The 14,383-nt window shown below is 63.7% G+C and carries 10 protein-coding genes and 8 pseudogenes; 11 read left to right on the plus strand and 7 right to left on the minus strand.

Annotated features, from left to right (window positions below):
* Positions 1-28 precede the first annotated feature (28 nt).
* Positions 29-1,143, plus strand: a pseudogene (locus G6N59_RS29130) (acyl-CoA dehydrogenase family protein).
* 866 nt (positions 1,144-2,009) lie between these two features.
* On the opposite strand, the gene G6N59_RS29135 reads toward G6N59_RS29130, so the two are convergent.
* Positions 2,010-2,447, minus strand: a complete 438-nt coding sequence (locus G6N59_RS29135; protein WP_235678770.1) for a creatininase family protein — start codon at positions 2,445-2,447, stop codon at positions 2,010-2,012.
* Between G6N59_RS29135 and G6N59_RS29140 the strand changes: the two are divergent.
* A pseudogene (locus G6N59_RS29140) lies at positions 2,438-3,302 on the plus strand (IS3 family transposase); the annotation flags it as partial. The gene G6N59_RS29135 and the pseudogene G6N59_RS29140 sit on opposite strands and share 10 nt — an antisense overlap.
* Before the next feature lie 67 nt (positions 3,303-3,369).
* On the opposite strand, the pseudogene G6N59_RS32045 reads toward G6N59_RS29140, so the two are convergent.
* The 3 genes and pseudogenes from G6N59_RS32045 to G6N59_RS32055 form a co-directional block, all read right to left on the minus strand.
* Positions 3,370-3,827 (minus strand): annotated as a pseudogene (locus G6N59_RS32045) (transposase).
* A gap of 43 nt (positions 3,828-3,870) precedes the next feature.
* A pseudogene (locus G6N59_RS32050) lies at positions 3,871-4,583 on the minus strand (IS256 family transposase).
* Positions 4,580-4,711, minus strand: a complete 132-nt coding sequence (locus G6N59_RS32055; protein ID WP_306789649.1) for a hypothetical protein — start codon at positions 4,709-4,711, stop codon at positions 4,580-4,582. Before G6N59_RS32055 ends, G6N59_RS32050 begins: the two are co-directional and overlap by 4 nt.
* A 45-nt stretch (positions 4,712-4,756) precedes the next feature.
* On the opposite strand from G6N59_RS32055, the pseudogene G6N59_RS29150 reads away from it, so the two are divergent.
* The 4 pseudogenes from G6N59_RS29150 to G6N59_RS31715 form a co-directional block, all read left to right on the plus strand.
* Positions 4,757-5,089: pseudogene (locus tag G6N59_RS29150) on the plus strand (transposase); the annotation flags it as partial.
* A gap of 30 nt (positions 5,090-5,119) precedes the next feature.
* Positions 5,120-5,309 (plus strand): annotated as a pseudogene (locus G6N59_RS29155) (FtsK/SpoIIIE domain-containing protein); the annotation flags it as partial.
* 105 nt (positions 5,310-5,414) lie between these two features.
* Positions 5,415-6,823, plus strand: a pseudogene (locus G6N59_RS31710) (replication initiator).
* Positions 6,824-7,009: 186 nt separating this feature from the next.
* Positions 7,010-8,640, plus strand: a pseudogene (locus G6N59_RS31715) (recombinase family protein); the annotation flags it as partial.
* Positions 8,641-8,888: 248 nt separating this feature from the next.
* On the opposite strand, the gene G6N59_RS29170 reads toward G6N59_RS31715, so the two are convergent.
* The 3 genes from G6N59_RS29170 to G6N59_RS29180 form a co-directional block, all read right to left on the minus strand.
* Entirely contained in the window at positions 8,889-9,032 is a 144-nt protein-coding gene (locus tag G6N59_RS29170; RefSeq protein WP_163912202.1) for a hypothetical protein, read from the minus strand.
* A gap of 347 nt (positions 9,033-9,379) precedes the next feature.
* The gene (locus G6N59_RS29175; protein WP_163912205.1) at positions 9,380-9,631 is read right to left on the minus strand and encodes a hypothetical protein; all 252 of its coding nucleotides are present in this window, start codon (positions 9,629-9,631) and stop codon (positions 9,380-9,382) included.
* 243 nt (positions 9,632-9,874) lie between these two features.
* Positions 9,875-10,582 (minus strand): helix-turn-helix domain-containing protein, encoded by a 708-nt coding sequence (locus G6N59_RS29180; RefSeq protein WP_163912208.1) that lies wholly within the window; start codon positions 10,580-10,582, stop codon positions 9,875-9,877.
* Positions 10,583-10,736: 154 nt separating this feature from the next.
* Between G6N59_RS29180 and G6N59_RS29185 the strand changes: the two genes are divergently transcribed.
* From G6N59_RS29185 to G6N59_RS29205, 5 genes are all read left to right on the plus strand, one after another.
* Positions 10,737-11,201 (plus strand): hypothetical protein, encoded by a 465-nt coding sequence (locus G6N59_RS29185; RefSeq protein WP_138233493.1) that lies wholly within the window; start codon positions 10,737-10,739, stop codon positions 11,199-11,201.
* A gap of 250 nt (positions 11,202-11,451) precedes the next feature.
* On the plus strand, positions 11,452-12,279 hold the full coding sequence (locus G6N59_RS29190; RefSeq protein WP_163912211.1) for a hypothetical protein: 828 nt from the start codon (positions 11,452-11,454) through the stop codon (positions 12,277-12,279).
* Between the two features lie 68 nt (positions 12,280-12,347).
* Positions 12,348-13,211 carry a hypothetical protein gene (locus G6N59_RS29195; RefSeq protein ID WP_163912213.1) on the plus strand — a complete coding sequence of 288 codons (864 nt, stop codon included), beginning with the start codon at positions 12,348-12,350 and terminating at the stop codon, positions 13,209-13,211.
* A gap of 25 nt (positions 13,212-13,236) precedes the next feature.
* On the plus strand, positions 13,237-13,617 hold the full coding sequence (locus G6N59_RS29200) for a hypothetical protein (protein ID WP_163912216.1): 381 nt from the start codon (positions 13,237-13,239) through the stop codon (positions 13,615-13,617).
* Between the two features lie 494 nt (positions 13,618-14,111).
* Complete coding sequence (locus G6N59_RS29205; protein ID WP_138233497.1) at positions 14,112-14,372, plus strand: hypothetical protein; 261 nt, start codon at positions 14,112-14,114, stop codon at positions 14,370-14,372.
* Positions 14,373-14,383: the final 11 nt, after the last annotated feature.

Raw genomic sequence — 14,383 nt, forward strand, 5'->3', positions numbered from 1 at the left:
ATCCTGTGACAGCATCAATTTCTCCTGGATGAGCGCCGAATTGATCGAGCTTCGTGACCTTGCCGCGAAGTTCTTCTCGACCGAATTGGCACCACATGCGCAACGTTTCGCAGACCAGCACCAAGTTGACCGAGAATTGTGGCACAAAGCCGGCGAACTAGGCCTGCTCTGCATGTCCATACCCGAAGAATACGGCGGGGGAGGCGGCACATTCGCGCACGAAGCCGTCGTACTCGAAAAGCAAGCCCGAGTCGGGGACAGCTCATGGGGCGCAGGGCTGCACAGCGGAATCGTCGCGCACTACATCCTCCAGTATGCGGCCGAAGAACTACGGAGGCAGTGGCTGCCCAAGATGGCCTCAGGCGAAATGATCGGTGCGATCGCCATGACGGAGCCAGGGACCGGTTCTGATCTGCAGTGTCAAGACCAAAGCAATTCTTGACGGTGACGAGTACGTGATCACCGGCGCAAAGACCTTCATCACCAACGGTCAGCAAGCCGACCTGATCATCGTCGTCGCCAAGACAGATCCGTCAGGGCGCCGCCGGCATCTCGCTGATCGTCGCCGAAGCCGATCGACCCGGATTCCGGCGCGGCAAGGTCCTCGACAAAATCGGCCAACGCGGACAAGACACCTCCGAGTTGTTCTTCGACGACGTAAGAGTTCCCCGCTCGCACCTCCTGGGCGAGACCGAGGGTCACGGTTTCAGTCAGCTGATGACGCAGCTACCTCAAGAGCGGCTCATCGTCGCGGTTGGGGCGGTCGCGGCGATGGAACTTGCCGTGGAGCAGACACTCAAATACACCCGTGAGCGGGAAGCGTTCGGACGGCCCGTCTTCGGCTTCCAGAACACGAAATTCATCTTGGCCGAAGCTGCAACCGAAACGCGCATTGCACGAGTATTTTGGACTACTGCATCGACCTACACCTCGCGGGCCAACTCGACGTCCAGACCGTCGCCATGGCGAAATGGTGGACCACTGAGCGAGCGATGAAGGTGCTCGATGACTGTTTGCAGCTTCACGGCGGATACGGGTACATGACCGAGTACCCCATCTCGAGATTGGGTGGACCAGCGCGTGCAGAAAATCTACGCCGGCACAAATGAGGTGATGAAGGAAATCATCTCGCGTTCCCTATGACCCTGAACGATTTGCCACCTGCACATTACTCACCTGGGAGGAGGATTGATGGCATCTACAGCGGTGCCATATCGCCACGAAATGAGTGGACACTGCGGATCGGGTGCCCTTCGGGACTTGATACCAGATGCTCCTATCTTCAGGCAATGAGTTCGTTGGTTCTTCTGCTGGGTTGGCGGAGGGCGTGGTAGATCTCGCGGGCGATGTAACGCTTGATGGAGCGCATGATCTCATTCTTGGTTTTGCCTTCGGCCAGGCGGTGAACGAACTAGTCGCGGGTGGGCTGATGACGGCGCATGCGCACCACCAGGATGACGTGCGGGGCACGGTTGGCGTCGCGATGGCCTCCCCAGTTGAGCCGATGGCGGATCGTTTTGCCGCTGGGGGCTTCCAGTGGGCTGACCGCAGAGTTTGGCCAAAGCGGCGTCGCTGCCGATCCGAGCGGGGTTGTCGCCGAGGGCGGTCAGTAGCCTGGCAGCGGTGTCGGGCCCGACGCTTTAGCTCGGATGCGGCGATGGCGGTGATGGTGTCGACGCGGCGTTCGAGTCGGGCGGCTTCGGTGTCCAGCTGGTGGCAACGTGCCGCATCGACTTGATCCCAGTAAAGAGTCCCTCACGGTCGGGTTGCGGGCGCTTGCAAGGTTCTGGACGGGGCATGGTGTCGCAGGGTGGGCTGCGCGCCGGACCCGGCAAGAGGTGACGAGGGACAAGCGTGCGCCTAGGGCGCAGTGGCGCGGCTTGCGTGACTTGGGCTTGGTGTAGAGAGCCGGCGTTGTTCGGGATATTGGCTTGTGGTTCGTGGCAGCGGACGGGAGCGCCAGCGGACGGTAGCCGCCACGGTGTCGTTGGGCTAAAGGCCCCGTGCTGTCACGAGGTCGATGAGGGATTTCGCGGCCTGCCCCAGGTCATCGAGGATGCGGTAGCCTTGTCGGCGGTGGCGTATGACGGGTAGATGACACCACTGGAGGTATAGGCGCGCATGCCGACGGTGGTCAGGTAGCGCAGGTCGGTGGCGGCGTGTTCGGCGCTGGCCCATCCGTCGCGCAGGTAGTCGGGGTAGGCGGCCAGCAGGATCGACGCTTCCAGCTCACTTGCATGTATGTCGTCGTGCATGGTGCTCACCAGTGCCGCAGCGGTGCGGGCGTGGTCCCAGTCTTCTCGGCTGGGGTAGAGGCCTAGTGTGATGGCGGCGCCGGACCGGTTGGCTTGCTGAACGCTGTTGGTGAGTACGGCGTTGCCGCCGTGAACCGTCCTGGGTCTGGTGGAGTCCGTGATCGCACCAGGAGGATGTGGCTGTGGCTGCACAGAGGAAGTTCGACCCGGAGACCCGTGAGCGGGCGGTACGGATGTATCAGGACCGGATTGCGCAGGTTGGTGGTTCCGCAGGGGCGCTCGTCGGCATGTCGGGGAGATTCTCGGGATCAATGAGGCCACGTTGCGCAACTGGGTCGAAGCTCGCTACGGGACGAGCACTTCCACACCCCGCGATGAGGGCCAGGACCCGGCTGCTGAGCTCACAGCATTACGCAGGGAGAACGCTGAATTACGCAGGGCCAATGAGATTTTGAAGACCGCGACAGCGTTTTTCGCGGCGGCGGAGGTCGACCGCCGACTTCGGTGATCGTCGAGCACGGCCTGCCGATCGCCCCGTCCACGTACTACGCGGCCAAAGCCCGTGGCCCGGTCAGCGACGCCGCCTGGGCCGAGGCCCGCCGCCAACACCGTGCACCGGCTCTATGTGGCCAACCGCCGGCTCTACGGGGTCCGCAAGCTGTGGCACGCGATGAAACATGCTGGTCACGAGATGGGCAGGACCAGGTGGCCCGGTTGATGCGGATCTGCGGCATCACGGGAACCGTGCGCGGCAAGCGGTCCACGATCACCACCGCCGCAGACCCGGTGCAGCGCGGCACCCTGATTTGATCGACCGAAAGTGGGTGCCCCGACCCGGCCCGATCAATGGTGGGTCGCTGATTTCACCTACGTGTGGACACTGCAGGGTTCGTTTACACGGCGTTCTGTGTTGATGTGTTCTCCCGCCGGATTCTGGGATGGCGGGTCATGTCGACAAAGGCCACACCGTTGGTGACCAGCGTCCTGGAACAGGCTGTGTTCACCCGCAAGAGAACAGATTTCCGTTTCACCACAACAGGTTTGGTCCAGAGCCTGTCAAGTTTTCTGTGTAAATCGCCTGTCTGATTGTTCGTCTGAGTAGTTGTTGTGGTGCTTACAGATAGCGTTCGATGCGCTCTGGGTAAACCAGGGCGAGTTGTTCGAGTGCCTTCTTCCAGTTGGTGACCACCTGTCCTTCCACGAGGCGTCCGGGAGCTGTCCGGCCCTGCTTCTTGCCGCGCTCTTTGGCCCGCTGCGCGGCGCGTTTGTCTTCGATGTTGCAGATCGCCAGCCACAGCAATTTCACCACTGAGGCATCGTTGGGGAACTGGCCGCGGTTCTTGATGATCTTGCGCAGTTGATAGTTCAGCGACTCGATCGAGTTGGTCGTGTAGATCACCCGGCGCAGCTCGGGCGGGAACGCCAGAAACGGATGAACTGTTCCCACGCGCGTTCGAAAACCATAGTCACCGTGGGGTTTCTTCCCAGCTCCGATGCGGTGAACGCGTCCAACTCCACCTGTGCAGCCTCGGCATTGGGTGCGGTGTAGATCGGCTTGAGGGCGGCGGCCACCGCCCACGATCGGCGTAGGACACGAACCGCAGTGCGTTGCGGATCAGATGCACCACACAGGTCTGCACGCGTGCGACCAGGTCGCCGCGATGGCCTCGGGGAACCCCGTCAGCCCGTCGCAGCACACGATCAGCACGTCCTGACACCCCGGTTGGCCAGGTCCGCGCATACCGACGCCCAGAACGAGGCGCCCTCGTTGGGCTGGACCCAAATCCCCAGAACATGCTTGACCCCGGCCATATCCACCGCCGACCGCGATATGGGCGGCCTTGCTGGTGTGCCCGCCGTCTTTGACCTTCACGATCAGTGCGTCAAGGTAGATCACCGGATACAACGGCTCCAGCGGCCGACGCTGCCACGACAGGACCTCGTCGGAGATCTCGTCGACGATCTTGGAGATCGTCTCATGCGACACCTCGGTCCCAATCGTGGACTGAAGGTGAAATTGTATGTCCCGCAATGTCATTCCACCGGCATACAGGAGATGATCATGTCATCGAGCCCGCCGATCCGGCGCTGGCCTTTAGGTACCAGGGTCGGGGTGAACGAGCCGTCACGGTCTCGCGGCACCTCCAGAGGCACCGGGCCGGCCTCGGTGAGCACCGTCTTGGGCGAGGAGCCGTTGCGGGCGTTGGGCAGCACCCGGCCGGCCGGGTCGCCCTTCTCGTAGCCCAGATGGTCGGTCAGCTCGGCGGCCAGCCCGCGTTCGAGGGCCAGCTTGATCAGCCCGGGCAGCAGCCCGCCTTCACCGGTCAGCGCGACTCACCAGTATCGACCTGCGCCAGCAGCTCATCGACCGCGCCCGATGCCCGAAGCGCCTCGGCCATCTCCACCGTGGACGCCGCCTCAACCAGCGCCGAATCCATGTTCTTGCCTGTCGTCACGTCCTGCGATCCTTCCGTTAACAGGACTTACACAGACCATTTGACACGCCCTTGGTCCATCACTCCGATGCCGGCAGCCAGTACACCTCACTGGCGTTCACTGACGCACTACGCGACTCTGGCATCGCCGGGTCCATCGGTTCGATCGGTGATGCCCTCGACAACGCGTTGATGGAATCAGCGATCGGACTCTACAAAACCGAACTGATCGACCGCGACCAATCCTGGACCGGCCGGGCCGAAGTCGAACGCGAAACAGCCACCTGGGTGCATTGGTACAACACCACCCGCTTGCACTCTTCGCTCGGCTATCTCTCGCCGACTGCCTACGAAAACGGCTACCGTGACACCGTCACCGCCGTACCGGAGGTGGCCTAACTAAGGTCTCCATCCAGACCAGGACGCTTCACTCAAACAGCCATGGTCCTGGGCCAGGGCGCCCGTGATGCCGGGGCGGTGCGCGAGGAAATAGATGACCGCACCCCCGGCGTGGGCTACGTGATGATCGACGGCGCCGCACAACCTACGCGGGTGCGGGCGTTCCACGTCACTGATCCTGACATCGCCGCACTGGTCCGCTCGTTTCGTGCACCCGGGCCGCGGACGCACCGCGACGGGCAACGACAGCACCGGCACCGAGGACCAGGGGTAAACGATGGCCACCGCCGCGGCGTCATCGACTGGACAGGATCGGTAACCGGCGATCACGCTGCCGGGTATCCCCACAACGCCCGGCACCGTCCTGGACGTCGATACGGTGATCAGCCAGATGGTGCGGCGCGCCTCCACAGTAGGGTTCGATCAGTGGTGGCGGCGCGCCGAATCAGTCGGGTTCTGCGCCCACCCCATCCAACTGGCCGGTGTCGACCGCTTCGGGCGTGCGCAGGTGGCGTGGACCCGCTGCAACAATCGCCGTGCCCACATCTGCCCATCGTGTTCGGATCTCTATGCCCGGGACACCTGGCAGCTGGTGCATGCCGGCGCCGCCGGTGGCCACCACAACGTCCCGCCAGCGTCAGTGTCCGCCCGCAGGTGTTTCTGACGTTGACTGCGCCTGGCTTCGGCGCCGTGCATGGCGCCACACCGGCCAGCCCGAACGGTGCATCCATGGGAAACTGTTGTCGTGCAACCACATTCACGACCACACTGATCCACTTGTCGGCCAGCCCTTGTGCGGACCCTGCTACGACTACCTGTCCCACGTGCTGTTTTTCAGCTGGCACCTGCCCGAACCGTGGCGGCGCTTTACGATCGCCCTGCGCCGCGCCGTTCGGCAGGAACTGAAGGTCCTAGGTTGTGATCTGGATTCGGTGCGCGTCAGTTTCGTCAAAGTCGTCGAAAAGCAAGCTCGCGCCGTCCCGCACATCCACGCTCTCATTCGCCTCGACCCCGCCAACGACGAGACCACGGCATCGCGATCACCGTCCCGAACCCGCACCGGGCAGTTGCTGGTCACACCATTCACACTCCCGGCGATGAGGACACTGCTGCCGCGGTTGCCGTGCGGTTCGGCACTCAGATCGACACTCAATCGCTGACTGCCGAATCATCGGTCATCCACGATGCTTCAAATGCCGGCCTGGCCAGCGGGTTTTCTGCGCGCCGCGTGGCCTGCTACCTCGCCAAATACGTCACCAAGAGCCTGCAGGACTTCGGGATAGCCGCCCGCCGCCTGTCCACCGAAGCCATTGCCGCCCTTGATGTTACCGAGCACACCCGGTCTATTCTGTTCGCGATTGCTGCTCTTGATCACCACGCCGTCACCGATGCCGCGCGCGAGTCGCCATGGACCGGGATAGGCCGGTGGCTACACACCTGGCTACCGCGGCCACATCACCACCAAATCTCGCCACTACTCGACCACCATGACAGCACTACGTGTCCACCGCGCTGAATGGACCGCAACCAAGACGCCAAAACCGCAGCAGCGCAACATGATCAGATGGATACCGCGGACCAGATTGGATGGGAAATCGATCGCGCTGGTCATGCTACGACAGGCGACCGAGTCCGGCTGTTTCGGCCAGCCTGCGACATATCAAGACCAGGCGCACCGGATTGGTGGAGGTCCGTGACCAGCAATCGGATCGACCAAGGCGCCGTGATGATTGACAACTCCAACACCGCGCACCCGCACTCCGAAGGCGGCGACCAAGTCAGTGCTCGGATTTTGTCAGAGGGAGGTGCTGAAATCGTGGTGCCCGAAGACTATGTCCTCCCGTGCGAAGCTAACCGCGCCCTGATCCGCGTAATACTGGCTATACGGGACCGGACGCTCGGAGGAGACAGGGGAGTCGCGTGAGCATGAGGTTCGCCTTTTATGGCCGAGTAAGCACCGAGGACGCTCAAGATCGAGGCGAGCCGTAGTTGGCAGAAGCGACGGGCAGTCGATCTGATCGCTCCGCACGGGGGCGCAATCGTCACTGATTACTTCGATATCGGACAGAGTCGTTCTCTCCCGTGGAAGCGCAGGCCCGAGGCCTCGCGACTCCTCGCTGATGTCACGACCAGAGACCGCGGCTTCGATGCTGTAGTGATCGGGGAACCGGCCCGTGCCTTCTATGGGCCGCAGTTCGCCCTCACCTTCCCGGCTCACGCACTACGGCGTCGGCCTATGGGTGCCGGCGGTTGGCGGCGCGGTTGCCCCCGGCTCCGAAGCGCACGACTTGGTGATGACGCTTTTCGGCGGGATGAGCAAGGGCGAGCGTGCGCGAATCCAGATGCGCGTCCGTACGGCGATGTCCGCTCGCGCAGGACACGTCCCGATATCTCGGTGGTCGACCACCGTACGGCTACCGGCTCGTCGACGCCAGCCCGCACCCGAACCCTGCAAAAGCGAATCTTGGCCAGCGGCTTCACCGCCTCGAACGCGACCCGGTGACCGCTCCGATCGTCGAGCGGATCTACCGAATGTACGCCGATGGGGCTGGCCTGCGGTACATCGCGCAGCAGCTCACCGATGATGGCGTACCGTCGCCGAGCCAGTATGACCCGGCCCGGAATAGTCATCGCGATCCGCGTGGATGGTCCCATTCAGCGATCCGCGCGATTCTCGACAACCCTGCCTATCGGGTGTCCGCGTATGGGGCAAGCAGGAGAAATACGAGGTGCTGGTCGACCCCGATGACGTCGCCGCTGGGTATGCCACGCGAATGCGATGGCGGAACCATGGGGACTGGATCACCCCCGACCGGCGGACGCACGCGGCCTTGGTTTCCGATGAACTGGCAGAAGCTGTTCGTCTTCGGATACAGAGCCGGCGGGGTCCAGGTCTTGTATGCAGCAGAGAATCGACCGTGCCGTACGCGCTGCGTGGGCTGCTCTACTGCGCCGCGTGCGGCCGGCGTATGCAGGGCGCAGCGCGTCCAGGAAAGCAAACAACGCGCATTCTCTATCGCTGCGAGTTTGGTAAGTCGCGTTCGGTACCTGTCGATCTGAGCGATCACCCGCGCAGTGTCTACCTCCGTAAGGACGTGTTGACGCCTCGGCTCGATAACTGGATCGCCAGTCTTGCAAATCCTGACGACCTGGCGCGGGGGCAGGACATTGACCCAACTGCAGGGACCGGCTACGCCGCTCTGCAGCGCTAACTAGGTGAAGTGAATCACAAGATCGCTGCCTTGGTCAGCGCGGTGGAATCTGGTGTGGCCGTTGAGGATTTGACGGCTGCGTTACGGCGTCGCACCGCTGAACGTGACGAGCTAAGGGCCAGCCTTGAGCGAACTGAGCTGCCAAACGTCCTGTCGGCAACACAGATCAGCGAGATAGTCGAAGCGCTAGGTGGTTTATCTGCCGTACTTGGTGAGGCGACCGGGGCCGAACGCGCCGAGGTGTACGCGAGCTTGGGCCTGCGTCTTGATTACGACCCGCATCTTCAGCGAGTCACGGCGACTGCCGACTTAAGTCGTGTCGCCCGACGTGTCCGAGGGCGTTGTTGTCGGGGATGTCGGTCCAGCGTTGGTCGTTGGCTCTCCACATGCGGTCGCATTGGTCGCATTGATGGCGGAAGTGCGCGAGGTACGCCAGCGCAACGTAGAAGAGCCGATCACTGAATGCGGGGATGCGGCCGGCGATGACGGAGTTTGGTTGTTGTTGTAGGGATGGGGCCAGGTGATGATCGAGACGGTCAGAAACACCACTTCGGTGTTGCGCGCGTTCGGGTTTTCGCCGGGCACCATCAGCGGCGGATGCGCGTAGTCGACAGCGGCGATCCCATCGGCGTGGTCAGGTGCGCCCGCAGGGCATCGGTTGCCGGCGTGTGCATGTGCTGACTCTCCTTGCGGTACTGCAGGGTTTGCCGTGGCGTCCCGGGTATGGTCACGATCCCTTGTCCTGCTTGCGTGTTCGGCATTTGTGGCCGGTTGACGGCATCGGTTCAAAGCAGGTCTGGCGTCGCGGCGAGCAGGACAAGTGGCGGATGCCTTGTCCGCAGGTCACCGGCTGTCCGCATTCGGTGCACGCCGGCCATCGGGTCGCCGGTGGCGCGAAAGATGTTGGACGTCCTAGTGGTAGCGGCAGGGGACCGTCGGCGGGCACGATGCGTTCGGCGGTCCGCTGGCTGCCGGAGTGTTCCGGGTGTCGCCCGGCTCTCCGTAGGGGCTTGATGCGTGGTGACAGGTGCAGTCATGGTGTGGTGCACAGCCTTTCGCAGCCCCAACGGGAGCGTCGTTAGCGTTCGGTCAGCGTGGTGGTGCCGGTGAACGGGTCGGTGTAGGTGGTGTCGTGCAGGTGGCTCGGGATGGTCAAGACCGCAGACAGCAGTGCGAAGAATGTCCAGACGGCCAACAGGGACGCGGCGCCGGTGCCGACGATCATGGGCCACCAGCGGATGGTGGGCGGCGTGCGGAATCGGTTGGTGGTCGAGGGGGATACGCGGCGGCGCGGCGGCGGGGCTGGACTGGGGTCCAAGATGGTGACCATCGGTGCATGGGTGTCGGCGCCGAGGAACAGGGTGTCGTCGACGTCGCCGGCTTCGGGGGTGAGGGGCCACCAGTCGGACGAGCCATCAACGGCGAGCCAACCTTCGAGAAGGCCGTAGGCCGGCGGCCAGAAAGATCGCGGGCAGTTGTGCGACCAGCCAGGGGATCAGGATCGTGGCGGTGAGTGCGACCGAGGTGGGGTCGTAGAACGGCAGCGGAAGCGCGCAGGGGATGGAGGCCCAGATCAGGGCGGGGATGGGGTAGGCGCGTAGGCGTTCGGGAATGAGCCGGGTGAGTTGGTGGTAGAGGACTTTTCGAGTGCCCAGCCGATCGGGGCGATGGCGGCGCAGACCAAGACCAGAACGATTTCTACGGCGCCCACGCCGCTGCCGTCGAGGCGGTAGATCAGCGGTGGGGTGATTTTGTCGTCGTGGGGATCGGGCCGTGCGCCGACTTCGCCGCGGACGCGGGCGCGGATTCGCTTACCGAGGAGCTCGGCGCGGCGGGTTTGAAACATGAAAACGCCGGTGTGCGCGGCGATCCAGGCGCGGCGCTGGTCGTCGAAAACCTCAGCGGGCATTGACGTCGACCTCCTGCGGCGGCCGCATCTCGGCCAGCAGTTTGCGCACGTCGGTGAGGACTCGACGCTCTGCTCGACGAGGTCTTCGCAGACTTTCAGGACGGTCTGGACGTGGGCGGCGTCGCTGCTGGCGCATACCGGTTCGCCGCCGTCGAGAATCGCCGCCGAGGTGCCTTCGGCCCATCCGAGGGCCTGGTCCAGGCGGGTCAGTGTGCGCGTGGACAGGGTGCGGTCGCCGGTGGTGGCTTTGTGCAGGGTGCTGCGGTCCGGCCCGCCGCGGCGGGCGAGCTCGATGCGGCTCATCCGCAGGGCGCCGATGCGGATGGATACGTAGTGATCGAGCCGGGCCGGCCCTGACGATGGAATCTTCACACCCATGAAGCTACCTATTTTCCTCCTAATTCGTCTATCAATGTCGACATATTCACCCATAAACGTCTACTGTCACCCATGAAGCTACTCATGTCCGGGTTTCGTCGGTAGGACACGAGCGCCGGAGTAGACCAGGAAAGGCAGGGAAACCGTCATGAAGACGTTGATGGCGGCCGGGGCGGTTCTCGCCAGTGCCGTTGTGTTGTTGCTGAGCATCGTTGCGGCGCTGATCGCCGTGGTGGTGGACGCCATCGTCAAGCTGTTGCCGCTGATCGTGCTGGTCTTGGTCGCGGTGGCGGTGGTGCACTGGCGGCGGGGCCGAAAAGCGCAGCAGTGCGCCGATGATGCCCGGCTGCGCACCCAGTGGTCCCGAATCACCACTGAGCCTGCGGTGGCTCGTCCGGCGGTACCGCTGCCGGTCCGAAGCGCACCTCGCGGGCGGGTGTACCTGGTGCGCGGAGACGACAGCGGTTTGAGCAGCGGCCGCGAGGACGGCTACGTGAAAGTGGCCGCCGCCCAGCTGCCCCCGGCTCGCGATGCCCACGCTCCTGCGCGACGTACAGCGCGGCCGACCTCGGGGCGCGTACACCGGCGCGCGGTGCGGAGGGCTCGGCCGTGAGCATTGGTAGTGATAAGGACTGGCTACGTTCGATCGGCGTCAGCACCGCGGCTGAACGCAACCTGGACCCGGTGGACCTTGATGATGACGAGGCCGACCACGAACTACCGGCAGCGCCGACGCCAACCCCACCCTCGGCAGCGGCTGATCCCGAGGACGGCGCGCCCACGATCGGGGACTCCAGCGAGCCGGCTGGCGCGCGGCCCGATCAGGTGAGCCAGCGCCGGCCGATGTCGCAGACCGTGCGGGGGTGGCAGCCAACGGTGAAGCTGCACCGGGCAATTCAGATGATTCCGGCAATGATCCGGAACGCCGGTCGTGGCGCTTCAACCCCTGGGTCGCTGCGGTCTCACTCGGGGCCGTCGCCGCGTGCACGCTAGTGACCTGGGGCGTGACCGTGCTGACCTCTACGCCGGCGCCGCCCCCGTCTCGCCCTCAGGCCGCAGCGCGCATGCCGGTTCAGCAAGTGCCGCCGCCACCGACCGGCGCCAATCCGGCATCGGCCGACGCGCCGATTCCGTTCACTGCAAGCGCAGACTGCCCGGTCGGGTCGACGTCGGCCAACAGCCTCTCCGACCCTCAGGCCCTGGCCCCGTGGATTTGCGTGCGTCCTGTTGACGGGCAAGTCGTGCACATCGACCTGGGCCGGGACTACGTGATCACGGCTGTGGCGATCGTGCCGGGCGCGGTCAAACCCGGCCCGGGCGACCAGGGCGACCCGTGGTTATTGCACCGCGTGGTGAGCCGATTGCAGTGGGGCTTCAACGATCTGCAGCAGACAACCAAACCGCAGGACACCGGCAACAAGCGCGGCGAGGTGGTCATGGCGATCCCGAGTGTTCACGCATCGGCGATCACGGTCACGATTCAGCAGACCAGCCGACCGCCTGTAGCGGCACCGACCCCGACCGCACCGGCGGGCCCGGGCGGGGGAATGCTGGGATCGATTCTTGGCTCACCGAACAGCGACAATCCCCCGCCGGCGACCACTGCCAATTCCGATCCGGATTCGCAGGACCCCAGCGGCGGCACGTTCGCCGTCAGCTCCATCAAGATCATCGGACATAGGGCGAGCTGATGTCACCTATCACCAACACCTGGCGCAAGCGTCTGAGCACGGGGGGTCTCCTTACGCGCCGTACAGCGTTGGCCCTCTTGATCGGGTCGTCGTCGATCAACGGACTGCACATCGCCTGGAAGGCTGTGTTTCCGGACCCACCGCTACCGGTAGCGGCCATCGCGCACACCGTCGACAGCCAAGCCGATCTGGCGAAGGCCTTCGCGATCGACTGTGTGACACGGTATTTGACGAGTAGCGCGGTCGATACCCAGAACCTGGGGCAGTGCTTTCCACGCCCGGAGAAGTTCACGCTGCCCACCACGCCGGCAGTGATCGTGTCCAATGCGGGGGCCTACGCCAACCCGTGGGGCCCGTCCTTGCCGCACGTCACCACGTACGCGGTAGTGGTCGGGGTGACCGAGCAGGCGTATGCCACCGCACCCAGGGTACGCAACTACTTTCAGTTGTCGGTCGGGGTCTATGACCACGCCGCACCAATGGCTTTGGACAATCTGACCCCGATCGGGGCGCCCCCGACCGGGGTCAAGATTGAGCTGAACTACCCGGTGAGCATCCCGTCGAACGCGCCGCTGTTCACGATGCTCTCGGGGTTTGCATCGTGCTATCTGACCAATTCCGCTGGGCTGGAACGTTTTGTCACCACCGATTCGGGATTGCAGGCGTTGCACCGCTACGCGGCCGCGACCCTGACCACGGTGACCGCCGCGTCCAATCCTGTTGACAATCCGCCGGATAACACCGAACTGCAGGTGCGTTTAGAAGTGTCGACCCACGACGAGCAATACACCCCCGGTGATTGGTCGATCGCGGTGACGTTGCGTGCCAGCGGCGGCGCCTGGTTTGTCTCCGGTATCGACCCGGTACCGGAGATGTCCACCCATTCGACGGCCTCTCCGGCCGCGCCGACGGCTGCGGCACAGCCGAACTGAAACCCTTTGGAACGGAGCAGATCTGATGAACACCTTCAAAGACTTATTTCTCAGTTTCTTCACGTGGGCGTCGCACCACATTTACTTCTTCTGCGCGGGGTCGGGCTTGGTGGCCGCTGCGGTAGCAATCCTGCAAACGCTTGGGTACGGGTGGCGCAAGGGTGCTGCGTCGGGCATCGTCGCATTCTTTATTGCCGCGATCATGTCGTTCTTCTTCGTCAGCGGCGGCGACATCCGTGGGATCTACACCCGCAATTCGGCCCGCGCCGACACGGCGCGTTGCCTGGTCAATTCGAGTCCGTCGCAGGGTGTCTGTGTCTCGCGAACTGGCGGGAACGGTCTGCACATCGACCTTGGCCACGACTATCTGATCTCAGCCGTGGAAATCCGCGGAAATCACACCTAGAACACCGCAGGCAACAAGAAAGCCGGAACCGAAACCCTTTAGAACGGAGCACGTCTCATGGACTTCTTCACTTGGTTTCGCACAACGTGTATCTCGTTATCCTCGCAATTGGGGCGGTCCCAGCCCTGCTAGCGGGGTTCCTGGCGGCTCGACGGGGCAGATTTTGGAGAACAATCGCGTCCTCCGTCGTCGCATACGCCGGTTTCGTGTTCTTGTCGATTCTGGCGGTATACGCGCTCGGGGTTCGCGACGTGGGCGCTAGCAGCGACTCGGGCCATTCCGCGAGTGCGGGATGCTCAACGGATTCGACGCCGTCCGGCGGCCTCGCCGTTCCTCAAGCCCGCCCGGTGGATCTGCGTTCGCGATGTTGGCGGGCAACTTCTGCACATCGACCTGGGCCGGACCTACGTGATCACAGCTGTGTCGATCGCGCCCATAACACCGACGGCTGCGGCACAGCCGAACTGAAACCCTTTTAGGACGGAGCACTTCTCATGGACATCATCTCGGCATCACATCACGTGTACTACATCATCGCCGGGGTCAGCGCGACCGCGGCGCTGGCGATCGCCATCGTGCGCGGTTTGCATCACGGGTGGCGTAAAGGGGCTGGCGCGGGCATCGGCACATTCTTCGGTTTCGTGTTCTTCTCGATCCTGATCGTCAACGCCGTCGGTATCCGCGACTGGGGTAACACCGAGTTCCAAAAGGACACCGGCATCCACTCCGACCGCAGCAGTGTGTACGGCCGATGACAGTCACCCAG

Origin of the sequence: Mycolicibacterium aubagnense, from assembly GCF_010730955.1 — a bacterium.
GTDB classification, from domain to species: Bacteria; Actinomycetota; Actinomycetes; order Mycobacteriales; family Mycobacteriaceae; genus Mycobacterium; species Mycobacterium aubagnense.

What these genes read in the sequence shown, in the direction of transcription:
- G6N59_RS29175 (WP_163912205.1), bottom strand. Translation starts at nt 9,631, where the DNA reads ATGGTCACCATCTTGGACCCCAGTCCAGCCCCGCCGCCGCGCCGCCGC.
- G6N59_RS29185 (WP_138233493.1), top strand. Translation starts at nt 10,737, where the DNA reads ATGAAGACGTTGATGGCGGCCGGGGCGGTTCTCGCCAGTGCCGTTGTG.
- G6N59_RS29200 (WP_163912216.1), top strand. Translation starts at nt 13,237, where the DNA reads ATGAACACCTTCAAAGACTTATTTCTCAGTTTCTTCACGTGGGCGTCG.
- G6N59_RS29205 (WP_138233497.1), top strand. Translation starts at nt 14,112, where the DNA reads ATGGACATCATCTCGGCATCACATCACGTGTACTACATCATCGCCGGG.